Consider the following 23,204-nt stretch of genomic DNA (forward strand, 5'->3'; position numbering starts at 1 on the left):
TGAACTTATGAAATATTTACTGTTATGTCTACCACTTTTATTTTCAACGCTCTATGCCGATAAATATGCTGATTATGAAGCCTTTAGTAAGAAGGGTGATGCCGCTATGAAGGAAATCGAGGAAGCGTTTGCCAGAGCAGATGGTGATATTGAAGCTTTTTGTAAGGAGGGCATAGGGGCTATGGATGAGATGCACAAAGAGTTTGAAGAAATAGAAGAGAGAGCAAAAGCTTATTACAAAGATGCCGACATAGATATTAATGAATTCTACAAAAAATTTACAGAGCATGTTTATAAAAAATATGAAATGAAATCCGAGAGCAATATAGAAGAATATTTTAAAGAAACGGGCAAGCTTGGCTCATACTTTAGAACGAACCGCCTATTTACAGTAGAGGAATTGAGGATGCTTATTCTCAATCTTATTGCAGATTTTAAAGATGCTAATGAAGCGTTCAAACAATATCCTGGGAAACCCACATATTTTGCGGAGTTTATTTCTTTTCTCATAATCTTTAACGATGATGAGAATGCTTCTCGTTATGATTGTGTTCCATTAGTTTTTCTGTGCAACGGCAATATCATGTACTTTGATTTAGAAGAAGATGACGAAATAAAAAGTGAAGAATTTCTTGAAGAGGCTTGTGAAAAAGCGAATATTGATGTTGCGACGATCTTTCCTATATCTCCGCAAGATGTTGTTTTGCCAGAGCCATTAAAATGATATGGTCAGGCCGAACATTCAGACATTCGGGGAGCTGATAATCCAGACACGACAGTATCCCTGTTCGTCATTGCCTGCCACAGGCAATGGCGAGAAGCGTGTTCGCTGCGCGCTCTGCGCAGTGGGCACTCTCTGTGTAACTCTGTGTCTCTCCGCTCCCTCTGTGGTAAAAATCCTATTCCCGTGGTAAAGCCATACTCTTCTATCGCAAATCGCAGGGCTGGCCCATTTCATCATAAGCTTCAATATCGCCGGTTTCAAGATCGAAATACCACGCATGTATTGAGAGCGTTTTTGCTGCAACACGCTCGGCAATCCAAGGGAAGGTTTTGAGGTTTTTTAACGACAACAGCAACGATTCCTTTTCGCAATGGCGTGCCTGTTCTTCTATAGAGTCGTTGGGATATTGTTCTACAACATGTTCTTTGGCAGGCTTGGCGATATCCATCCATGTATCGATAAAGCTTGAGGGGTCTTTATCATCGGGAGCTTCGAACAAAGAACGTATTCCTCCGCAATGGCTATGTCCCAAAATAATGATATCGCTTATCTTTAAAACCTTCACACCGTATTCCAAGGCAGCACTGGTGCCATGATGATGGAGATCGCTTTCGAATGGAGGAATCAAGTTGGCGATATTACGTACGACGAAGATATCGCCAGGATCACATTCTGTTAAAATAGCGGGATCAACGCGCGAATCGCAACACGCTACAATCAAAACCTTGGGGTTCTGTCCCTCATGGAATAAGTTTTCAGATAGAGGCTTCTCTTCGAAGTTTTTTTTGCGAAAACGCTCATATCCTTCGATAAGCGGTGTTATAGCAGAATCATTATCAGACATAGCGCTCTCCTAATTGTTATTGTAATGGGCAAGGCCGAACATTCGGGGAGCTGATAACCCAGACACGACAGTATCCCTGTTCATTATTGTCTGCCACAGACAATGATGAGAAGCGTGTTCGCTGCGCGCTCTGCGCAGTGGGCACTCTCCGTGAAAACTCTGTGATCTCTGTGTCCTCTGTGGTAAAAAATCCTACTCCTTTTCTACGCTCTCTTCTACGCCGCTATCAGCGAGGACATTAGCGAGGACTTTCCGTGGTCTGCTTCCGTCGGCGGGGCCTACGATGTTATTTTCTTCCATCACGTCCATTAGGCTTGCTGCTCGTGCGTATCCGATCTTTAGTTTGCGTTGCAGGAATGTCGTTGATGCCGTTCCTGCGGCTTTAACAGTCTCTACGGCGTCGTAATATAGGCTATCGAGTTCGGCGTCGTTGCTGCTGAGTAGGGCTTCGGTGAAGTGGCTAGCTTTTTCTTTGAAAGATTTTATCAGGTAGTTAGTAGGTGCTTGTTTTGTTACGAATTCTATTACTTTTGCGATATCTTCGTCGTGGACGAGCGGACCTTGTGCGCGCGTTAATGCTGAGGTGTCTGGTGGAAGGAAAAGCATATCGCCATTACCGAGGAGTGCTTCTGCGCCGGTCTCGTCGAGAATTATCTGGCTGTTTATCCTGCTAGCGACTTTGAACGCTATCTTTGCGGGGAAGTTCGCCTTTATCAGCCCTGTTATTATCTCTCGCGAAGGACGCTGTGTTGCTATTATCACGTGTATCCCTACGGCGCGGGCCATCTGTGCAAGGCGTGCTATTGGCATCTCGATATCGTTGCTAGAGATCATCATAAGGTCGGCGAGCTCGTCGATGATACAGACGATGTAGTGCATCTTCTTCGGTATCGTTATTTCCAGGGAATCTTCGAATTCAGCATTGGCGGGTCTGTGGTTGAAGGAGGCGAGGTTTCTTACGCCTACCTGTCTGAACACTTCGTAGCGCCATTCCATCTCTTTAACCATCCATTTCAGCGCGGTACATGCTTCGTGTGGTTCTGTTATTACTGGTGCCACCATATGTGGGATATTGCTGTATGGTGTGAGTTCTATCTTCTTGGGGTCGATCATCACGAGTTTTATCTCGTCGGGTTTGAAGTTCATCAGTATCGTCATTATTATGCCGTTCATACATACCGATTTCCCTGAACCTGTAGCGCCAGCGATGATGAGGTGTGGCATCTTCGTAAGGTCGCTGTTTATCGAGGCTCCGCTGACGGACTTCCCAAGGAGTAGAGGGATCTTAGCCTTTTTTGATTGCTGACGGTATGCTGCGAGCATGTCTTTGAAAGACACTTCTTGCGGAGAGGCATTGGGGATCTCTATGCCGACGGCGGCCTTCCCAGGGATTGGTGCGATTATGCGTATCGACCGCGCACGAAGGTTTAGGGCGATGTCGTTGGCAAGGGCTTTGATCTTCTGGACTTTTACGCCGACGGCAGGGTGTACTTCGAAAGATGTTATCGTAGGGCCACAGTTTATCTGTCCGACTTTCGCTTCGATGCCGAAGCTTAGCATCGTCTCTTCGAGGACTTCTGCCTGCTGTCTTAGGCCTTTCTTCAAGACTGACTGGTCGCCTTTCTTGGCGTCGGAGATTAATGATATAGGGGGCAGCTTGTAGTTGCTGTAGTCGTATTCTTTTGATTCTTCGTCTTCGACGACGTCGACATTTTCTACCTTCTGTGTTGGTAGTGTAGCGGTGATTGCACTCTTTGGAGGCTCGGGGATAGGCTCTTCTTCGAGAGGGAGGTCGTCATACTCTTCTTCTTCGAAGGTGTCGATGGCGATGTCGTTGGAGGTGTTTAGGGGGATCTTTTTCTTGAAACGAAACTTAGGGATTGTGATCTTTATAGAGCGTAGTGATTCCCAGGCTTTCTTACAGAGCGCCCACGTTGCTATTCCTAGCTTTTTGCAAGACCATAATATTCCGTTCCACATCACGATGAATGGCGCCATTAGGCTGGTATGTGTCATAAGGAGCAGTGATGTTAATGTCGTCGTAGAGAATATCAACGCCGTACCGACGTTGCTTAAGATACGCTGTAGGTTGATGACAGGAAGGTCGCGGAAGATGTAGTAGAAAGGTACGCCACCGAGGTTGTAGCGTGTCGCCGTGTATGAAAAAGCCTGTGGACGTGGGATTTTCTGCGAATACACCATACCGTCGAACCATAGTGTTGCCTGTGGGTATGCTTCGGCGACGAGGTTTAGAAGTATGCATGCCGATGACAGCAAGATACCAAAATAACATGTCTTTATGCCGAGCCTAGCGATAGGTCTATTGATAAGAAGGTGTATGCCTACCCATGCCAGAAAGATGTTGATGATATAGCTTCCCAAGCCGAAAAGATACTGCGACACCCAAGCAACGGTATAGCCCATAAGGCCTAGCCAGTTGGAAGAGTCGTTGCCATCGGTGAAACTCAAAAGACTCAATAGCAGTATGGCGTCGAGAGTTAAGACGATAAGGCCTTTTACCTCATGGTGAGGGTGTAGAACCTTCTCGTTGTTATATTTCTTGCTTTTCTTTTTATTCTTATTTTTTTTGTTCATGGTGATATAGGATTAAAATTTTAACCATATTATGGGCATGGTTCATTTTCGTTCTAGGGTCAGGCCTGCGTCTTTGCATTTTCCTTCGGAGAAACGCAAAGATGACAGGCCAGACCCGTCGAATCTTTTGAACCATGCCAATAATATGTCACTATACATTCGCAATAAAAACAATGCCAGAAAAAAGGAGAGATAATGCCCGATGACGGGACAAAAGAAGGGCGATCGATGGGGCTCGAACCCACGACCCCCGGAATCACAATCCGGTGCTCTAACCAACTGAGCTACGATCGCCACATTACTATCGTAAAACGAAACACTACTGTACTCCAAAACACCACTTTCCGTCAATATATTCGTTATTAAGTATGACATTGATAGAGACCTATTGTTTCTGAATATATATCATCGCCATCGTTTCGATGGTGATGACGGCGAAGGCAAAGCAAAAAATACAGGCGTCTCGCCTGTGGGTTTTGCTTTGCCGCGGGTTTACAAAGGGCGCGCGCCCTTTGTCGCGGGTGGCGGGGCGCGGAGCTCCGCCACTAAATAAATTGCCATTGTTGTTTTGTTGTTTCGGTGGTGTCGTAGGAGATTATGGCGATGATAGCGATGAGGCATAGGTATACGGTGAAGAGCGTTGGTGAGATCGCCTGTGTCCTTATTGCGAAGTTCATCGTCGCTGGCACTGCCACGGCGAAGTCTATGATTGCGGCGGTGTAGACGTCTATTGCCGAGAAGAACATCGCGGCGACGGCGGGGATGACGAGGTCGATGAGCATGGTGACAAGTAGTGCTGCTATTGCGATGCTTACCAGGAACGGAAAGAATATATTGAAAAGGATTCCTAGCAGCGGGAATTTATGGAAATATAGTAGCATCATCGGCGCCGAGACAATATGTACGGCGATTGTTACGGCGCACGCCTTTTTTAGGAACGCGACGACGAGATACCCCCACTGCTCATACCATGGAAGCTTCTTCATGGCACCTAGCGGCCTTGTTGCTGAGATATTTCCGAGGAGAGCTTCGATAGGAGGGTATAGCGATACTATCGCTATCGTTGCCAGGAAGCTGAACTGGAATCCCAGGTTCATACATAGCAGGGGACTTACCGACAGTATCGCTAGCATCGCGATGCCTATGGTATTTAGGGCATATGTCGGCCTGCCGACGAGGACGCCGATTATTGTTATCACTGCAGAAAGCCATGCTCGTTGTATCGAAGGCGAGCATCCTATGAAGACGAAGTAGCTGCTGAGAAGCGCTATTAGTATATACGACGACACGCGCAAAGAGAAAAAAGCTTTAAGCATGAGGGCGAGAAGCGCCGCTATTATCGCGAAGTGGAAGCCTGATATCGCCATGATATGCTGGAGGCCTAGACGCCCCAGCTGAAACAGCGTGCTTCTGTCGTGGTATTCTCCAGTGGCAAGGCCCGCAAGGAAAGAAGCGCTACGATGGCGCGAAAGCTTTCTTGTGAGGTATGACGTTACAGCACCTTTTGCGCGAAGACGGTATTCCGCCATACTCCAGCTGTGTGGGACGGGATACCATTTTCCTTGAAGGTCGGGCTTTAGTCGATATACCATGCCTTCGGTTGCGGAGATCGTGGCGTCGAGGATATATCTCCTGTCGGCAGAAAGGCGCTGCTTTCCTTTGCTGATATACATGATATAAGGGACATTCCTGGCGATGATGTTGTCATCAGCGACGAAAGAACGCACAGCGCCACGATATACCCACGCCTCGCCGAAGTGGCTCTTCGACAGCGTGATAGAAGATATGTCGATATGTGCCTTGCCGGTGACACCGTCGTCGTCGACGACAGGGAAATCATATACGATAAAGGCTACGAAGAATGAAACGATGCCAAGAATGGCAGCAAACATAATACGTGTGCGGTTCTCCTTTCCTACATCGAAAATTTTCTTGGAGAAATATGGGGCGATGATAAGGATGATAGGGACGACGAGCGCCCACTGCCATGAAAAGGCGCTGCGGAACCCGAGAAACACTCCTATGCCATACAACAACGCCGGATGCTTTGCTAGGAACGAAGAATATCTCCTGCAACATTCCGACAGAGAAGGGAAAAACCGTGACGATGAAAACATAAAAACGACGATATTAGAAGAGCGTCTTTGTTGGCAATGTGAAAAATATTATTAGGAAGGAACTGGTGGAGCAGAATCTGGCCGGGGTTGTTGTTGTGTGACATCAAGCGACGCGCTACGTTTTCTTTTATGTCGTTTTCCGGCTCGTCTTGTTGGCGATTGTTCTGGTGTTAGACTTGTTTTTTCCAGCTCAAAAAATTTTAGATTAGAAAGATCCTCAACTTCTTCGACACTGACTTCATAATCTGTATATTTAGCTCCACTTCTTAATTCTTCGTTGGGAATAAGGAATGCTTTAGTTTCTTTAACTCTGCTACCTTCTGTAACGCTATAAACTTTAAAAAAATGTGTGGGGATGGCGGGCCCATCGTCCCCCAAGGTTTTATGAAGATGTAAGGTGTCTCCGTGAATTTCCGTTTTTTTATGAAAGAGCGTTCCTGTGTAGATATGGATCACATTATTTAGTGTGAGCTCTTTGGATATTGAATTTTCGAGATCGTGCCAAACCCCAGTATTGAGAGATAGAACTTGAGGAGCGATATTCAACGTTGAAAATGTTTCAATGTATCTTTCTTCTGTACATTTATTATGGCTGGCTTTCGCGAGGTGTCCAAGACTAAGAAGAGGGCTTTCTCTAATTTTTTCAACGATGCTGCTACGAGAATCGGTTAACTCTTTGGCGTCATAAAATATGGTCGGGGCTTCTTTACGGTTTTTTACCTCTCCATGGGTTGATGACCAAGTTAATCTTTCGCCTACACAGACAGGGACTCTGTAGCGGTTGTCGTAAACCACACGATACCCCGTTTTTTGGAAAACATGTAGAAAGCTTGGTAGAGAATATCTAATCTCAGGGAATCTTTCATTTAAGACGTGCGGAAAAGAGCTGCTTTGGGAAGATTGTACTGGCGTTAGAGATGATAAGCCATGGGAAACATCCTCTTTTTTTTCTGGAGAGGGAAATTTTGTAGCGGTAGTGCTTATAACTATAGCACGTGATGTCATAATCCTACGTAAAGTAAAAGCGGTGTATTCATGTAAATTAGCTTCCGCTATATATGAAAGAGTTGTATCAAGAGTGGCTACTGTTTCTTGATCTTCTCGAGAAAGTGCAATGATTTTAGAATTGGTTTCTAGTAAAAGAAAATCTGGGCTAGAAATTGTTCCGTCGATTGTTGAGAATGACATCGTTATTGAAATTGTTATATTCTTCTATACTGTAGTATAAAAACCCATATATTTTCAAAGTCTTTTATCAGACCTTCGACGCAAGAGGTAGACAGCGATGGTGATGATATGATATAAAATATTATACTATATACACGATATAAAAGCTTATGATAGAGATAACCTCGGCTACAGCATTTACGTTCTACTTGGCGCTTACTCTTGGCGTGGTTTTTGGGTTGGTGTTATATCATCATTTTAAGAAGAAAGACAACACAACGTTGCCTTTTGAGAAGAACCTTATAGTCTGTGAATATTGTCGTTATACTTATCTTGAAGAGATTACTGTAGAACTGACGAAATGCCCGCAGTGTCATTCATTAAATAAAGCCAACACTCCTTCGGAATAGAGCTCTGAGATGATATCATCGGCGTCGTCTTCGATTTCGAAGGTGATATTGACAATGCCTTCAGTGACGACGTCTTCGACGTCGAAGACCATCGTTTCGATGATATTACGCGCTATGGCGTTGATGCTGTGCGACGGTGCCTTTTCTATGGCGTCGCTCCAGAAGACCTTTCCTTTCTTATTTTCTACGGCGACGGCATACGATACCGTATAGTATGAGGTGTCGCCATGGCGTAAAGAGCGCGACCTTATCGTTGCAAGGCCATCGTCGATGACGGCACACGATGCCAAGGTCCCGGAGACGGCCACGGTGACGGGAGAATATTCTGTGGCATAGGCGAAATCTTCATGAGAAGGCATCTCGGCGATATGTTCCGTCTGCCAGAATATCCCTTCGACGAGGGTGTCTTCTTTGTTATGTTTCGTCGCCATAGTGATGGTCGATACCGGTATCGGCGGAGCTTCAGGGACAGAAGCTTCGGGTTCGGAGATATGCCGTGGAAGGAGGCCTCCAGCGTCGATGCTTACTGACGACGTGCTTCCCGTGACGGCGATGGCGTCGCTCATATCGGCACCGACGGTGATAGGACGGTGTATGACCTCGACGTCGGCAGAAGCCATACTTACCTTGAAGATGACGAGAGCAAGGACGTGGAAGAGAATAGCCGCGGCGAAGGCGCGCATTGTGTCGGTGGTAAAGAAACGGTTTCTTTTTCCCATCGTTATAGCGATGCCTTTGCCGTCATGCTTTTTCTCTATGGTCAGCATATTCAAAAACCCTGCGCGGTAGTTTCGAGGGCTTTGTCTGAAGACCTATATACAAGGCGTACCTTGGTGCCACACTCTTGCGCGGCGGAGAACATCCTAAGGAAAGGGCCATATTCTACGCTTTTGTCGACGCTAAGAACGATGGTAGGCTCGACGCCAGGGTTCTGCTTCTTGGTGACGGCGACCTCATTTATAAGCGAGGCTTTGAGTCCTACTAGGCTGGTGATGTCTTTGCGGGGGCCGAGGTATATGACGTTCTGGGCGTCCATGACAACGATTATCTGGCTGGTCATCGGTGTCGAAGTCCTATCGAGTTCAGGGTTTTCGACGTTTAGGGATTTCAACGGCAAGATGTCGGAGGTTACAATGAAAAATACTAGCATCAAGAATATGACGTCGACGAGCGGCGTCAGATCGATAAAGCTTCTGGATTTCTTTAGCGTCGTCTTAAATTTCATAGTCTTCACGCTGGTTGACGAGAACGTCGACGATAGTTGATGACGTCGTCTGCACTTCCAAGACGAACCGGTCTACGCGGCTTACAAGGTAGTTGTAGGCGACGAAGGTTGGTATTGCGACGACGAGGCCTGCGGCGGTGGTGACGAGGGCGTATTCCATCGCTTCGCCGATATTCGTCGTCGAGATATCCATAAGCCCGGAAAGGCGCATCTCTCCGAATGCCCTTATAAACCCAAGCACCGTCCCAAGAAGTCCTATCAGCGGTGCGATGTGTGCTATTATCGAGAGGATCCTGGTGTTTTTTTCTAGGAGGGCGATCTCGAGCATGCCAGTGACTTCCATAGCATCTTCGATCTCGTCTTGTTTTCTGTTGTGCCTCATAAGCCCTGACCGCACGATGTTTGACAAAGGGCCTCCAGTGTTTTCACACGACGCTATTGCTTCGACATAGTTGCCGTAACGGAGGCTCTTCCTGAGGTCTATCACGAAGGCATTGGTGTCGATCTCAGACCTCTTAAGGAGAAGCATCCTCTCGATGAATATGGCGAAACTCACCACAGAACATCCGAAGATAAGGACGAGTATGAGGTTCCAGTTTGCTATTGTGCTGATATGTTTCCATATCTCTGTAAATGCTATAGTATCAAAAGAAAACATAGTCTTGCTCCAACTTTTCTTGTGCTAACGTTCCCCACACGCCCCCGGAAAGGGCTGTGACTTCTAATTGTTTAAGGGCGAGCTCACGGCGTCCCTGAATTTCGTAGACCTCTGCACGAAGATACATCGCTTTGATGCGCAGCGGCGAGATGACGTCTTCGTTGATGACTTTCGACAGCATAAGCATCGCAGTATCATATTGCTCTAAGGCGCGGTAACACGCGCTCTGCTGTATCCACAGGTCGAGGTTCTGCTCGTCGCTGAGGACTCTGTCTTGGGCGGCCTCTTCGGCGCGAAGCAAAAACTTTATCGCAAGGTCGTAGTCGTTGTGTGCCTCCATGGCAAGGCGTCCCTGTTCGTACCACGCCCTCGAGAGGTAATATCCTCGCGATATCTTCGCCGAAGAGTAATGGCCTAGCAACGACGACAAGGCCTTCTCCGCAGAGGAATAATCTTTCATCTTGATATATGCAATGGCGAGGCTGTATTCGCTCTCTTCACGAAGGCGAGGGAAAGGCCTCTCGCCGGTGAGCGATCGCATGATATCGTCATCGCCATCAAAGACTCGGACGATGTCGTTAAGGATCTTCGCAGCACTTTCGAGGTAAAGACGTCGTGCTGCACCTTCGGTATCATCGGCGATGATCATCTTAATCAAAGCATTTTCTAAGATGGCACGGTATCGTATCGTCGCGAAATATTCCAGAGCATCGTCGGTGATGACGCCACTGTCGTAACACGTTTCGAAGGCGTCAGAGGCCTTCTCGAAAGAAGAAATAGCAGCTTTGTAGTCGCTAGCACGGACGATTTCGTCGTTGTCGTCGTAGTGGACGACTTTGTTGTCGAGGCCTATTAGGTAATATGCTACGATGAGGTGTGGCGTTGTGGGGAAGAGATCTTCCATAGCATATATATGTTCTAGAGCGTCGACATTGCTGCGAAGGTATTCCGCGAAAGAATAGTAAGAAAAATATGCCTCTGAGGCATGAGAGCTCGAAGGATAACATTCGAAGGCGGTACGCCGGTATTTTTTTACGATGTCATCGTCGCTATGTTGCCAGTCGGCAGCCTCTCCAGCCCAGAACCATGCATCGCCAGCAAGAGAAGATGAAGGGTAGCGCTTTGCAAGGACAAGGAAGGTCTTCTCGGCATCTTCATGGGCGCCGCTGTGGAAATAGTGTGTGCCAAGAAGACTCAACGCCATAGGAGCAAAAGCACTGTCTGGGTATTCTGCGACGGTACGCTCGAGAGCATCGACGACAAGAGAACTCGATGCCTCCGCATCCTCAAGATGGTATGCTACGAAACCTTGAAGATATAGAACCTCGTCGCGGCAATCAATAGCATCGAAGAGGTCGGCGCTGGAGACAAGACGCTCGAGAGCTTCAGCGGCAGAAAGGCGCGTCGCGCTAGTGCCACGAGAGAAATTCGCCTGCGCAAGGTATTTCAAGGCAAGGGCGGCTTTTTCTTTGTCGCTGTCGACGAGGATGTCGTACGCCTTGCCAAAAGCCTCTATGGCGTCGTCACAGAGATTATGCCACGAAGACCCGCCTTCGAGGTATTCTTTGAAGTCGTTGAGACCCCGGTAATACCAGCCTAAGCCGTATAATGGCGATGCCGAAAAACTGTCGTCGGTAAGGCTGCGATATATATCGGCACGGGCATTGTATGACTTCGCCGCCTCACCACGGAGAAGCAAAGCCTCGGCAGCAGTATCTCGAGAAAGAAAAAGACCGTCGTGGGATAGAATCTCCTCGATACGGGCGCTGTCGCTTTCATCGCCGAGAAGATCTTTACGGAGAAGGTATATCCTCGCAAGAGCAAGGTATGCGCGTTCGTCGCCATTGTGGGCGGCGAGCTTCTCGAAAACCTCTATGGCATTGCTGAGCGACACAGAACGCGTTGTGATATCGTCGTTGCCCTCTTCCCCGAGCTTAAGATAACACCACCCTATATTATAAAGGGCGTTGGAATGCCAGTCGGCAAGCTCGTAGTTTCGATGTGGGACGGCACTGCTGTACCACTCTACAGCTTCAGAATACCTGCCGCTTCTGAACGCTATCTCGCCAAGGATATACGACGCTTCATAGCTAAGAGCGTCGCGGGAGGGAAGGACTTCAAGCAAAGCCTCTAAAACCTCGACGGCATTGTCGGGGTTGCGATCGATAAGGTGTATCCTCGCAAGGTATATCTGCGCACGATGATAGTATCCGTTGTCGCCGCCTTCAGAATATTTTATATTGCGAAGATGACGCCTTGAGAATGTCATCTTGCCGAGTTTGTAATATGAGAAACCAAGAAGCCACTGAGCTTTGTCATAGTTGAGAAGAGCTTCACGAGGACCAAGGTTTAGGTACGACACTAATACCGATACGGCTTGTGCATAGTCGCCACGATGATGATACGCGCTGCCCTGTAATAACAACGCCTTAGCATGGTACTGCTCGTCAGAAAAATCTGCGCGGGCAATGACGTCAAGAGCATCGCGATACTCGTCGGAAAGATAATATGACTCCGCAAGAAGATACCGTACCATGTCATAGAAAGCATGTTTTTTGGAAGACTCCACCGAAACATCGAGAGAGCCTAAAACTTTATTGTATATAAGAGCAGCGTCGGAATAAAGGCCCGCACTAGAAAAGCGATGCGCACGAAGAAGATCTTCGTCGTATGAAGAAACGCCGCTGTCAGCTATTACCGCTGACAACGCTGATAATGACAAAACCACAAAAAAACATGTCTTCCGCAAAAAAACCATATAACGAAGATCCTTTGATTACAAAACACCTTATAACAACATTTCAAATAAAATGCACTTTTCTATGAAAAATTATAAAATCACCGAAAAACAGCGATAAAACCCGGAATTTCAGGTAAAAATTAAAGAAAATGCTATATTTTTAAAAAAAATGTTGCACAATATATTCAAAAGGGATTATTTAATAAATAAATTGTTTGATAAAGTTATCAAACCTAAAATGCACCAACTCTAAAAGGAGGAGTTTAAATAATGGCATTATCAACAACAATAAAAAAGCTTAAGGACCTTCTTGTAAAGGCCGTGGCTGATTTGGAAAAAGCCGACAACGGTAATAAGGCTGCTTCACAGCGTGTCCGTACAGGCACTGTTAAGCTCGAAAAGATAGCAAAGCTCTATCGCAAAGAGTCTATCAAAGAAGAAAAGAAGCCGGGCAAGAAGAAAAAAAAGAAGGCTCCAGCTAAGAAGAAAAAAGCAGTAAAGAAAAAAGTAGCAAAGAAAAAAGCTCCAGCTAAGAAGAAAAAAGTTGTAAAGAAAAAAGCTCCAGCTAAGAAGAAAGTCGTAAAGAAAAAAGCTCCAGCTAAGAAGAAAAAAGTAGTAAAGAAAAAAGCTCCAGCTAAGAAGAAGAAAGTTGTAAAGAAAAAAGCTCCAGCTAAAAAGAAGAAAGTCATAAAGAAAAAAGCTCCAGCTAAGAAGAAGAAAGTCGTAAAGAAAAAAGCTCCAGCTAAGAAGAAAGTAGTAAAGAAAAAAGCTCCAGCTAAGAAGAAAGTCGTAAAGAAAAAAGTTGTAAAGAAGAAAAAAGTAGTAAAGAAAAAAGCTACAGCTAAACTTCCAAAGAAAAAGAAGAAGTAAAGCAATAATTTTCTTTAGCAGATAAAAGATAAGGGAGGCGATGCCTCCCTTTTTTTTGTGTGCAGTTTTTTCGATAACAGTCTATAATATATGCCATGGGACGCAGAAAAAAAAAAGAAGCCATTATTGATATCGTCGCTTTTTCCGGCAAAGGAAATGGCTTGGGATATTATATCAATGTCCGCAACGAAGAATGTCCTGTAGAAGTCCGCGGCGCTGTTCCTGGCGACGTCGTCAAGGTTGTCTTGGCTCGTAGGGTAAAGAGGCGATATATCTCCAGTGTAGAAGAATTTATCACGATGTCACCGGAAAGAGAGCCTCTACGATGTAAACACGCAGGCGTGTGCGGCGGCTGTAGCATGCAGCATGTGCCATATCATCGACAGACAAACCACAAAGAATCCGCCGTCCGTGAGCTTTTTTCTGGATATTCTGATACCGCAGTTTTCCATGACATCATTCCATGTGAAGATCCATGGTATTACCGTAATAGGATGGACTTCTCGTTTTCACAGGACGCCGCAGGAGAGAAATTCGCCGGACTTATGATGCCTATGGCGAAGGCGCGCGTTGTCGATATCGAAGAATGCTATATCACAAGCAGATGGTGTGTCGAGGCCCTAGACGCCGTACGGCAGTGGTGGAAAAACTCCGACCTAGAGGCATATTACCACCCAAAAGATAAAGGAACGCTTCGAGAAGTGATGTTCCGCGAAGGAAAAAATACCGGCGACAGGATGGCTGTCCTTACCGTCTCAGGGAACCCCGACTATGCCCTCGTTCATGATGATATCGCCGCCTTCGTCGAGGCTATACGCGCCTCTTGCGAAGATGAAAACCACAAAGTCAGCATCTTCATACGCATACAACAGCTCGTTGCTGGAAAACCAACAGAATTCTATGAGATGCACCTATATGGCCCTGAATACGTCCGTGAGATCCTTGACGTCGGAGACAGGGGAGCGATAACGGTTAACATCAGCCCAGCAGCGTTTTTTCAGCCAAACACCATCCAGACCGAGAAACTGTATGCCCTAGCCCTAGAACACGCCGATATCACCGAAGAAGACGTCGTATACGACCTATACTGCGGCACTGGAACGATAGGGCTATGTGTGTCGAAAGCTGCCAAAAAAGTCGTCGGCATAGAACTTTCCCCTGAAGCCGTTCTCGATGCTCGTGAGAATATCAAAGACAATAACATAGAAAATATGGAAGTGATACAAGGCGATGTCGGAACAGCCTTGGCAGACGTCGACGACAATGTCGATGTCGTCATCGTAGACCCTCCGCGTTCAGGCCTCGATGAAGATGCCATCGCCAATATCTTACGGCTACGCCCAAAAAAAATCGTCTACATCTCATGCAATCCAAAAACACAGGCAAAGAACGTCGCCGATATCGTTGCAGAAGGGTATTCATTGACGTCAATACAGCCCATAGACCAGTTCCCCCATACACCACATATTGAGAATATAGTAATAGCGGACAGGAAAAACATTGATCATTGATCATTGATCATTGAGCATTGAGCATTGATCATTGTGCGTTGGCGCGGCGTTTTTTTGGAGTCTTGCGACGCGTTCTCTTCTTGATGCCTTGTCGACCATTGGCGATCTCGTGTAGATTCTGTATGGCGATGAATGCCGAAGGGTCTTCACGATATACCACCTTCTTAAGCTCGGCGAGCTGAAGACGCTCGACAACGACGTATATTATCTCACGGTTTTTATTAGAAAAACCACCCCTACCATACATTATAGTAAGACCGAGGCCAAGTTCGTGGATTAGAGCGTCGGAGATGACTTTTACCTTGCTAGAGATGATGTTTACCGACTTCGTCTCCTCAAGGCCTACAATGACGGTGTCCATCACCTTCATAGCAACGAAATAGGTCATAAGAGATAAAAAAGGAGGACGCCAGCTGCGGAAGACGATTCCTGCCAATGCGAAGATAAGGAGGTTTATGGCGAAGACAACCTGTCCTACAGTGAAACCTTTTCGGCTGTTAGCAATGATTCCTAAGATCTCAGTGCCGTCGAGACACCCACCCATCCTGATGATAAGGCCGAGGCCAGCGCCGAGAGAGACGCCACCGAGGATTACGATCTCAAGGGCGTCGCCTCCAACAAAAGGCGCTTTGCCATGGAGAAAGAAAAGAAAACCCGCGAACATCAATACCGCTGCGATCATATGTATGACGAAGGTCTTGCTGATGTTCTTATATGCGAGATATAAAAAGGGCATATTTAGAAGAAGAAGAAAATATGGGATGAATTGCTGTCCGAAAAGCTTGCCGAAAATCATGGCAATACCAACGATACCGCCGTCAATAAGATCGTTGGGAACGAATATTATCTCTATAGATATCGCCGCTAATAAAGCCCCAAGAGCTGTAAAAATTACAGAATAAAAATATGTCGTAAACGACTTCCCGGTAGTGATACGCGATTTTGTTGCCATAATATAGCCCTCCTAATCTTCACAGGAAAATACACCACGAGAAGACATTTGTACAGAAAATTCTTTCGGAAATAAAACATTATTACCCATAATCATGGATACAGCGATATGAATAATGAACAGGTGATTTCTATACGCTATACGCTATAACTATACGCTATAACTATACGCTATAAAAAGATCGCGGGAGACGAGAATCGAACTCGCAACTTCCGGCGTGACAGGCCGGTGCTCTAACCAATTGAACTACTCCCGCTAAGGAAAATTTTTTGGGCGCAACAGGACTTGAACCTATGACCGCCTGTGTGTAAAACAGGAGCTCTACCAACTGAGCTATGCGCCCTTAAAATAAGAATAGACTGTAACAAAAATCCTAATTTTAACAAAGGAAAAACGTATGTAACACGAGATTTTTTTAGGGGAAAGAAAAAGGCCTCCGTCATACTGATGCTGGAGACCTTGTATATACTATATTTTTTCTGAAGATATCGTTATGCGATGTTCAACGATTCGCCGAGCTTCTTAGCATGGGAGAATGCATAGGTTTTGACACAGGATGTGACGAAGCCCTTTATCCCAGTAAGATTCTCTATAGAAGCCAAGAGAGTGAGGAAATCATCCATAGGAGGGTTGGAGAACTCAGCGATGACACCAGAAGTTATGATGTTGACGAGTTCGTTCATCTCAGGAGATTGCTCAGAAAGCTCTTTCTCAATGTTAGTGTCGCACATCTCGGTAGCGAGCTTTTTAGGTGTGGCATTGTGGTCTTCGGTAAGAGTTTTACCAATTTCCATTATGATAGCCTTTATAGCAGAAGAAACGAGGTATTCTTCGGATATAGACTTTTCTTGTTCTGTAGAAGGCATAAAAAAACTCCTTTTTATATGGTAAGGTTTGTGGCCTCGGGTTTTATAAGTGATATGTCTTACTTATAATACATATACCATACGAATGTTTTTTGTGAATCTTAATCTTAAATATTTATATTTTTTTTGAAGTGCTATGCGATAGCCTTCTTAATAATGGTATCGACATAGCAAGAACCCACGCAATAGCGGCGAAACAAAGGCCTCCGAAAAAAACGTCGCTGAACCAGTGAGACCCAGCAATAATGCGAGGCAACGCAAGGAACGTATACAATATAGTGCTGACTATAGCGACAGGACGACGAAAATGCGACCACGAAAAGAAAGATACTATAAACAGCGACGTCGCATGGTCGGCAGGGAAGCTGTTATATGAAAAGACCTTGTTATTAAGGTACGGGAAGATAGAAAGGTCGACGGAAACAGGAAGCACAAGCGAAGGGCTCTGACGGGAGAGGCGTAATATCTTGAGACACAACGTTTTATTGACGAAGACCTGGATAGCAGCGATGTACAGCAGCAAAAACAGCAGTTGTTGTAGGCGTTGACGTCGCGATACCTCGCCCTTGATGATGCAATGTGCAAGATATACACCGACGGCGATGCCTTCGAACATCCAGTCGGCATATCGAGAGTTAAGCCAAGCGAAGAATTTCTGCATGCCAACGTGTCCTACAAGAGAGCCGTTGAGAGATAAGAAAACATTTCTGTCGATATAATCCCATATGCTGCGCGTAATAGGGACAAACCACGATGCCACGAAGATGGCTATGATGATAAAAAAGATATATAAGCGCTTGTTATTCATGATATTTTTTTTGTTTCTTTCGCCACGCCAATGTTATTTCTTCTAAAAACACAGCATCATTGTCTGGCTGCATTTTAAGAAGAGACTCCTTGCTGTCTGCATCGTCGTGGAATAAAAATACTACTATGCCTTTAAGCTTGTTGATACGGATACGTCGCGACATATTCCCCGGGAAAAGACGGAGCACCTCATGGAGAAAGAGTATCACATCATCATGGTCTTTATGATATGGCGTCGATGAGAAAGCACGGCGTATGTCGTGGAATATCCACGGATTCATAAGCGCCCCTCTTCCCACCATGATACCATCACACCAAGAAGCTTCTACCATAGCAACAGCATCACTATTATATATAATGTCACCATTACCAACAACAGGTATCGACACCGATGCCTTCGCAATAACAAGACGCTCCCAGTGCGACGGCAAAGAGTATCCTTCTTTTTTCGTCCGTGGATGGACGATTATGAAGCTGGCGCCGCTGTCTTCGGCAGCATGAAGGTTTTCTTTGAAGAGGACATCGTCGTTGAAGCCGGCACGCATCTTTATCGAGACGGGGATCTCTACAGCATTGACGACAGCATTGGCGATGTTATAGAGCTTCGTAGGGTCTTTTAGGATCACAGACCCAGCGTTTCTGCCGACGACAGTATTAGAAGGACATCCTACATTGATGTCGATACGCGGAGCGCCACGACCCTCAAGCTCTGCGGCCATAGAGGCCATAAGGACAGCATCGCCGCCCATGATCTGTGCAGCACAAGGTATGTCGCCGAGCTGATGAGCATCGTATTTCTTTGCGAGGCTCTTAACATGGGCGTTGCTAGGGACGCGCATAAACGGTGTCGTCGCTTCGTCGTAGCCGCCGAAGACCTTGGTAAACGCTTTCCTGAACGATATATCGCCAAGACCTTCCATCGGCGCCAGGAAAAGCCTAGGACAGCGCCCGTCAGGCCTCCAATAAGAATGCGTCATTGCTTTTCCCCGCGGAGCATATGCCTCTTGGACCCAAAGCCACCGGCCTTTTCGACGTCAAAGCCTGCTAATGATAAACCTTCACGGATACAACGCGCACAGGTGAACGTCGCAAAGGTTCCGCCGGCTTTCGTTGTTGTCCCTACTTTATTTAAAACAGCGTCTGACCACATCTCGGGGTTTTTCGCCGGAGAAAAACCGTCGAGGAACCACGCATCAACGCTGCCGGCTTCGATGATATCGAAACTTTCAAGGACGTCGCCGAAGAATAGCGTCAGCGTAACATTGTTCTCGAAGGCGATGTCACACACGCCAGTCTCGGGAGTGTCGGGATAAAGTTCTAACAGCGGACCGGCATTAGCGATTTCAGGGATAGAACTATATACCTTCGCAAGGTTTTTCTTGCTGAGAGGGAACCTTTCTGCAGAGATATATCGCAGCGAAGCATCTCCAGGAGCGATGTCCTTCCACAGATTATAGGCACCGAGAAAGTTTAGCCCAGATCCAAAACCCGTCTCAGCTATTGTGAAGGTAGAACACTGCTTCCAGCGTTTATGAAGGTCGTTGCCTTTCAAAAAGACGTGCTCCGTCTCGGCAAGGCAGTCTCCAGCAGAGAAATATATGTCGTCGAAGAAAGCTGAACGTGGAGCACCATCGTCGCTCCATATTATGTCATCGTTGTTATAATCCATAATTCTATAAAAAACCCATGATTTTAGCTTTTAGATAAAGAGATAAAGACTTTCCATCAACAACGACACCTTCTTTGATGGCAGACTCGAATTCTTCGGGAGACATAATGACAACCTCTATTATCTCCTCTTCAGGGCCTTCGAGCTTCTTGGGAGATAACTCCTCGGCGATAAAATCATACTCTTTGTGGTTACAATATCCCGGAGAAGGAAAATGATACCCAAGAGACGTCCATTTCTTCGCCTCATAGCCGACCTCTTCGCAGATCTCCCGCTTCGCACAGTCGAGAGGGGACTCTCCTTCTTTGTCCATAGTACCAGCAGGGAACTCAAGGACGATGTCATCGACACCAGCGCGATATTGCTTCGTGATGATAAGCTTGCCTTCGGCAGTGATAGGCATGAAAACAACAGAACCGCGATGCTCTACGATAGTACGTGTTACAGTGACATCTCCTGGCTGCAACACAGAATATTCCGCGACGTTGAAGACTTTCGTCTCCAAGATCTTCTTCTGTGCCAACATAATAAAATCTTCTGCTTTCATAGCAATAACCTCATTTTTAAGATGTAATGATCAACGATTTAGGATAAATTTTCAATGAAAATTGACAATTCGCATTATATTAGGTATCGTATAGTAAATAGCGGATAGGAATAGCGTATAGCGGATAGGGATAGTTTTGTCTCCGAACTCCGAACTCTGAACTCTGAACTAATAAATTAGGAGATTATTATGTTAAGAAGTATGACAGCATATGGACGCGGTGACGTCACCAGTGAAGCAGGACGCTTCGTTGTAGAGATGAGTTCCGTCAACCGCAGACATCTCGATGTCAAAGTTTCGATGCCTCGCGAGCTACAACGTTTTGAAATAGACGTCAGGAAACATGTCGCAAGATCAACTTCGCGGGGGAGCGTCAGCGTGTATATCACAGCATACTACGATGATAAATCACCAAGGTCTGTAGTAGCAAACATGCCGCTGGTGCGACAGCTTCGCGATGCATGGTCAGCGATAAACGAAGAGCTGGGATATGAAAAAAAAGGCGTTAACCCAAAGCTTCTCCTCGAAGAGCAAGGCGTTCTTCTATATGACGATGATATCGCCGACGAAGAAAGCTACCGCTCGGCGGTCCTTGCCGCCGTCGATAAAGCACTAGAAGGCTTCGTTTCAATGAAAAATGCCGAAGGCTCGGCCCTCAACGACGACATCGTCGCAAGGATAGAAACTCTAGAGAAAACTGTCAGCGCCATAGAAAGCAATAGCACAGGAGCGACAGAAGCGTTCCGCGAGAAACTTCTCGCCAGGATAGAAGAAGTCGTCGCCGGCACCACAGAAAACGAAGAAAGAATACTCCGAGAAGTAGCGATATACGCCGAAAAGCTCGATATCACCGAAGAGATAACACGCTTAAGGTCGAGTATAGCACAGTTTAACGGCATGCTCTCAGAGAAAAAAGACTCCGTGGGAAAGACTATAGAATTCCTCGTCCAAGAGCTAAACAGAGAGATTAACACCATAAGCTCCAAAGCGTCGAGTGCCGAAATAGCAAAACTCGTCGTCATAGCAAAAAGCGAGCTAGAGAAAATCCGTGAACAAATACAAAACGTAGAGTAGCCAAAAAAAAATGAAAGAAGCAAAAAAGTTTTTTTTGATGTTGATAGGCTTCCTCGCGTGTTTTTACCTTCCTGTGGAGTGGCTAACTTTTAGAAACCCTATCTTTGAATCTTTGGCATTGGTGAAATGGTACGCCAGAGAGCATGTCTTGCTGTGCCTTGTCCCCGCATTTTTTATCGCAGGAGCGATTTCAACGTTCGTTAGCAAAGCTTCAGTAATAAAATATTTTGGCGTAAAGGCAAATAAAATTCTTGCCTACAGCGTAGCTGCAGTTTCCGGTACTATTTTGGCAGTCTGTTCTTGTACAGTGCTTCCTTTATTTTCAGGGATATATAAAAGAGGTGCTGGATTAGGCCCAGCTATAGCCTTTCTTTATTCAGGTCCAGCGATAAACGTTTTAGCGATTATTATGACAGCACGTATCCTAGGCTTTCAGCTAGGATTGGCAAGAGCGGTTGGAGCAATACTTTTTAGCGTTGTTATCGGGTTGATGATGCACTTGATATTTAATAAAGAAGAGAGAGAAAGAAGAGAAAAAGGAGAAATTCTTTCTGTAGAAGAAAAAAAAGGGAGAACATTGACGCAAGATTTTTTGTATTTCTTTTCAATGATAGGTTTTTTGGTTTTTGTTAATTGGGCAAAACCACAGAATGATGATAAGGACTTATGGGCATTGATCTTCAATATTAAATGGTTTGTTTCTTTGGGGTTCCTGGTAGCGCTTTTTGCGATTATTGCAAAATGGTTTAAGAAGGATGAATTAAAAGGATGGACACAGGCTTCATGGAAGTTTGCAAAACAAATTATACCACTATTAATTGTAGGCGTATTTATCGCTGGATTGCTTTTAGGAAGGCCTGGACATGAAGGGCTTATCCCTTCTTCTTTAATATATAAAGCCGTGGGAGGAAACTCTTTAATGGCGAACTTCTTCGCTTCTGTTGTTGGAGCCTTTATGTATTTTGCGACTTTAACAGAAGTGCCAATTTTACAAGGACTAATCGGTGCAGGCATGGGAAAAGGGCCGGCTTTGGCGTTATTGCTCGCAGGGCCAGCATTGAGTTTACCAAATATGTTGGTTATACGTGGTGTTTTAGGGACAAAAAAAACAATGACTTATGTTAGCTTGGTTATTGTTATGGCGACAATAAGCGGGATAATATTCGGAAGTATCGTAGGATAAAAAAACAGGAAATATTTATAAAAAAAGGATAGTTATAATTTATGGCATATAAATTATTAGGAAATAAAGACCGTGGCGCGGCGTTCGTCGTAAGCGGACCAGCAGGGACAGGAAAAAATACCCTCGTCGATAGACTCATCGCAGAATTCCCATGCGTAGTAGAAAGCGTGTCGTGTACAACACGAGACCCGCGTCCCAACGAAGTCCCCGGAGAACACTATAACTTCCTCAGCAAGGCAGATTTCGAAGAAAAAATCCTCCACGGAGAATTTCTGGAATATGCCGAGGTCTTCGGGAACTACTACGGAACACTGGCAAGCACAGTAGAAAAAAAACGTGACGAAGGAAAGCACGTCTTCCTGGTCATCGACGTCCAAGGGGCGATGAACCTAAGAAAAGGCTTCGTAGCAACGTTTATCTTTATAGCTCCACCTTCACTAGAAGAATTGCGCCGCCGCCTTACAGAACGCGACACCGAACCACAAGAAAAAATAGAACAACGGCTCTCTATGGCAGACGGAGAGATGAGCAAAATCCCTGAATACGACTACGTTGTCGTTAACGACGACGTAGATATAGCATACGATACACTTAAAAGTATCGTCATAGCAGAAGAACATAAAGTTTGAATTATAAAGGGCGAAATGGTAAACTCCCTTTAACAACTGACCTTATGCGCCACTTTCACTTTATTGGCTTGCTACAAGGGCGATCTGCTGCGTATTTCTCCTCGCCCAGCTCTATTTGAGCTTGGCTCGTCGAAATATTTGCATCTCATCCCTTTCGCTATGCCACTAAAGCAAAATTGGCGCGTAACATCAGTTAGTAAAAAATAATAATTAGAGGGATCTATGGGACTAAAAAATCAATTGACAGTAGAAAAACTTAGAAAGAAGTTCAAAAGCTCTTTCGACCTGGTAAGCTATTCGATAAAACTTACAAAAAATATCATAGATACAGGGCGACGTCCGCGCGTCACAATAAAAAGTGACAACCCAGCACGTATCGCACTAGAAGAAATAGCAGCAGGAGTAGATACCTTCGAAGAAGTCGTAGAAGAACAAGCCGACGAAATGATACTAGCACAACAAGGACTAGAGTCAGTAAAAGCAGCTATAAATGATGACGACACAGATACCGAAGAAGACGACACCGAAGAAGATACTCTCGAAGACGAAAAACTCGACGAAGACGAAGAAATCTTAGACGACACCGAAGACGACATCGAAGACGACAAAGAATAAC

At 45.6% G+C, this 23,204-nt stretch carries 22 protein-coding genes and 3 tRNA genes; 8 read left to right on the forward strand and 17 right to left on the reverse strand.

What is annotated here, in order from left to right; all coding sequences use genetic code 11:
• Nucleotides 1-7 precede the first annotated feature (7 nt).
• Entirely contained in the window at nucleotides 8-724 is a 717-nt protein-coding gene (locus HN980_05355; protein MBT6928902.1) for a hypothetical protein, read from the forward strand.
• 202 nt (nucleotides 725-926) lie between these two features.
• Here HN980_05355 and HN980_05360 read toward each other — a convergent pair whose 3' ends face one another.
• The 5 genes from HN980_05360 to HN980_05380 all read right to left on the reverse strand — a co-directional run bounded on the left by HN980_05360 (nucleotide 927) and on the right by HN980_05380 (nucleotide 7,468).
• On the reverse strand, nucleotides 927-1,568 hold the full coding sequence (locus HN980_05360) for a carbonic anhydrase (protein ID MBT6928903.1): 642 nt from the start codon (nucleotides 1,566-1,568) through the stop codon (nucleotides 927-929).
• A gap of 192 nt (nucleotides 1,569-1,760) precedes the next feature.
• Nucleotides 1,761-4,163, reverse strand: coding sequence for a DNA translocase FtsK (locus HN980_05365; protein ID MBT6928904.1), 2,403 nt, complete (start codon nucleotides 4,161-4,163; stop codon nucleotides 1,761-1,763).
• A gap of 220 nt (nucleotides 4,164-4,383) precedes the next feature.
• Nucleotides 4,384-4,457 (reverse strand) — tRNA-His (locus HN980_05370).
• Between the two features lie 251 nt (nucleotides 4,458-4,708).
• Complete coding sequence (locus HN980_05375) at nucleotides 4,709-6,280, reverse strand: ComEC/Rec2 family competence protein (GenBank protein ID MBT6928905.1); 1,572 nt, start codon at nucleotides 6,278-6,280, stop codon at nucleotides 4,709-4,711.
• A 51-nt stretch (nucleotides 6,281-6,331) separates the two neighbouring features.
• On the reverse strand, nucleotides 6,332-7,468 hold the full coding sequence (locus HN980_05380; GenBank protein MBT6928906.1) for a DNA/RNA non-specific endonuclease: 1,137 nt from the start codon (nucleotides 7,466-7,468) through the stop codon (nucleotides 6,332-6,334).
• Between the two features lie 149 nt (nucleotides 7,469-7,617).
• On the opposite strand from HN980_05380, the gene HN980_05385 reads away from it, so the two are divergent.
• Nucleotides 7,618-7,857: a hypothetical protein gene (locus tag HN980_05385; protein MBT6928907.1), complete on the forward strand. Its 240-nt coding sequence runs from the start codon at nucleotides 7,618-7,620 to the stop codon at nucleotides 7,855-7,857.
• Here the strand turns inward: HN980_05385 and HN980_05390 are convergent.
• The 4 genes from HN980_05390 to HN980_05405 are packed head-to-tail and all read right to left on the reverse strand — an operon-like array spanning nucleotide 7,821 to nucleotide 12,498.
• A complete protein-coding gene (locus HN980_05390) occupies nucleotides 7,821-8,624 on the reverse strand; it encodes a hypothetical protein (GenBank protein ID MBT6928908.1) in 804 nt (267 codons plus the stop codon). The two genes, HN980_05385 and HN980_05390, sit on opposite strands and share 37 nt — an antisense overlap.
• A gap of 2 nt (nucleotides 8,625-8,626) precedes the next feature.
• Nucleotides 8,627-9,082 carry a biopolymer transporter ExbD gene (locus HN980_05395; protein MBT6928909.1) on the reverse strand — a complete coding sequence of 152 codons (456 nt, stop codon included), beginning with the start codon at nucleotides 9,080-9,082 and terminating at the stop codon, nucleotides 8,627-8,629.
• The gene (locus HN980_05400; GenBank protein ID MBT6928910.1) at nucleotides 9,072-9,740 is read right to left on the reverse strand and encodes a MotA/TolQ/ExbB proton channel family protein; all 669 of its coding nucleotides are present in this window, start codon (nucleotides 9,738-9,740) and stop codon (nucleotides 9,072-9,074) included. The genes HN980_05395 and HN980_05400 overlap by 11 nt, the downstream gene beginning before the upstream one ends.
• Nucleotides 9,727-12,498, reverse strand: coding sequence for a tetratricopeptide repeat protein (locus HN980_05405; GenBank protein MBT6928911.1), 2,772 nt, complete (start codon nucleotides 12,496-12,498; stop codon nucleotides 9,727-9,729). Before HN980_05405 ends, HN980_05400 begins: the two co-directional genes overlap by 14 nt.
• A 252-nt stretch (nucleotides 12,499-12,750) precedes the next feature.
• On the opposite strand from HN980_05405, the gene HN980_05410 reads away from it, so the two are divergent.
• Both HN980_05410 and rlmD read left to right on the forward strand, forming a co-directional pair.
• Entirely contained in the window at nucleotides 12,751-13,350 is a 600-nt protein-coding gene (locus HN980_05410) for a histone (protein MBT6928912.1), read from the forward strand.
• A gap of 95 nt (nucleotides 13,351-13,445) precedes the next feature.
• Nucleotides 13,446-14,861 (forward strand): 23S rRNA (uracil(1939)-C(5))-methyltransferase RlmD, encoded by a 1,416-nt coding sequence (gene rlmD / locus HN980_05415; GenBank protein ID MBT6928913.1) that lies wholly within the window; start codon nucleotides 13,446-13,448, stop codon nucleotides 14,859-14,861.
• 28 nt (nucleotides 14,862-14,889) lie between these two features.
• On the opposite strand, the gene HN980_05420 is transcribed toward rlmD, so the two are convergent.
• From HN980_05420 to HN980_05455, 8 genes are all read right to left on the reverse strand, one after another.
• Nucleotides 14,890-15,813 (reverse strand): YitT family protein, encoded by a 924-nt coding sequence (locus HN980_05420; protein MBT6928914.1) that lies wholly within the window; start codon nucleotides 15,811-15,813, stop codon nucleotides 14,890-14,892.
• Nucleotides 15,814-15,995: 182 nt separating this feature from the next.
• Nucleotides 15,996-16,069: transfer RNA gene (locus tag HN980_05425), tRNA-Asp, on the reverse strand.
• Nucleotides 16,070-16,083: 14 nt separating this feature from the next.
• Nucleotides 16,084-16,156: transfer RNA gene (locus HN980_05430), tRNA-Val, on the reverse strand.
• A gap of 148 nt (nucleotides 16,157-16,304) precedes the next feature.
• Complete coding sequence (locus tag HN980_05435; protein MBT6928915.1) at nucleotides 16,305-16,679, reverse strand: hypothetical protein; 375 nt, start codon at nucleotides 16,677-16,679, stop codon at nucleotides 16,305-16,307.
• 115 nt (nucleotides 16,680-16,794) lie between these two features.
• Nucleotides 16,795-17,487, reverse strand: coding sequence for a phosphatase PAP2 family protein (locus tag HN980_05440; protein ID MBT6928916.1), 693 nt, complete (start codon nucleotides 17,485-17,487; stop codon nucleotides 16,795-16,797).
• Nucleotides 17,480-18,463, reverse strand: coding sequence for a tRNA-dihydrouridine synthase family protein (locus HN980_05445; protein ID MBT6928917.1), 984 nt, complete (start codon nucleotides 18,461-18,463; stop codon nucleotides 17,480-17,482). Before HN980_05445 ends, HN980_05440 begins: the two co-directional genes overlap by 8 nt.
• Complete coding sequence (gene mnmD, locus HN980_05450; GenBank protein MBT6928918.1) at nucleotides 18,460-19,155, reverse strand: tRNA (5-methylaminomethyl-2-thiouridine)(34)-methyltransferase MnmD; 696 nt, start codon at nucleotides 19,153-19,155, stop codon at nucleotides 18,460-18,462. Before mnmD ends, HN980_05445 begins: the two co-directional genes overlap by 4 nt.
• Nucleotides 19,156-19,159: 4 nt before the next feature.
• Nucleotides 19,160-19,702 (reverse strand): NUDIX hydrolase, encoded by a 543-nt coding sequence (locus HN980_05455; protein MBT6928919.1) that lies wholly within the window; start codon nucleotides 19,700-19,702, stop codon nucleotides 19,160-19,162.
• Between the two features lie 189 nt (nucleotides 19,703-19,891).
• On the opposite strand from HN980_05455, the gene HN980_05460 reads away from it, so the two are divergent.
• From HN980_05460 to rpoZ, 4 genes are all read left to right on the forward strand, one after another.
• Nucleotides 19,892-20,776 (forward strand): YicC family protein, encoded by an 885-nt coding sequence (locus HN980_05460; protein MBT6928920.1) that lies wholly within the window; start codon nucleotides 19,892-19,894, stop codon nucleotides 20,774-20,776.
• 10 nt (nucleotides 20,777-20,786) lie between these two features.
• Nucleotides 20,787-21,959, forward strand: a complete 1,173-nt coding sequence (locus HN980_05465) for a permease (GenBank protein ID MBT6928921.1) — start codon at nucleotides 20,787-20,789, stop codon at nucleotides 21,957-21,959.
• A 41-nt stretch (nucleotides 21,960-22,000) separates the two neighbouring features.
• On the forward strand, nucleotides 22,001-22,588 hold the full coding sequence (gmk, locus tag HN980_05470; protein ID MBT6928922.1) for a guanylate kinase: 588 nt from the start codon (nucleotides 22,001-22,003) through the stop codon (nucleotides 22,586-22,588).
• Between the two features lie 222 nt (nucleotides 22,589-22,810).
• The gene (gene rpoZ / locus HN980_05475; protein MBT6928923.1) at nucleotides 22,811-23,203 is read left to right on the forward strand and encodes a DNA-directed RNA polymerase subunit omega; all 393 of its coding nucleotides are present in this window, start codon (nucleotides 22,811-22,813) and stop codon (nucleotides 23,201-23,203) included.
• The last annotated feature ends 1 nt before the right edge of the window (nucleotide 23,204 follow it).

The organism is Waddliaceae bacterium (assembly GCA_018694295.1).
Lineage (GTDB): Bacteria > Chlamydiota > Chlamydiia > Chlamydiales > JABHNK01 > JABHNK01.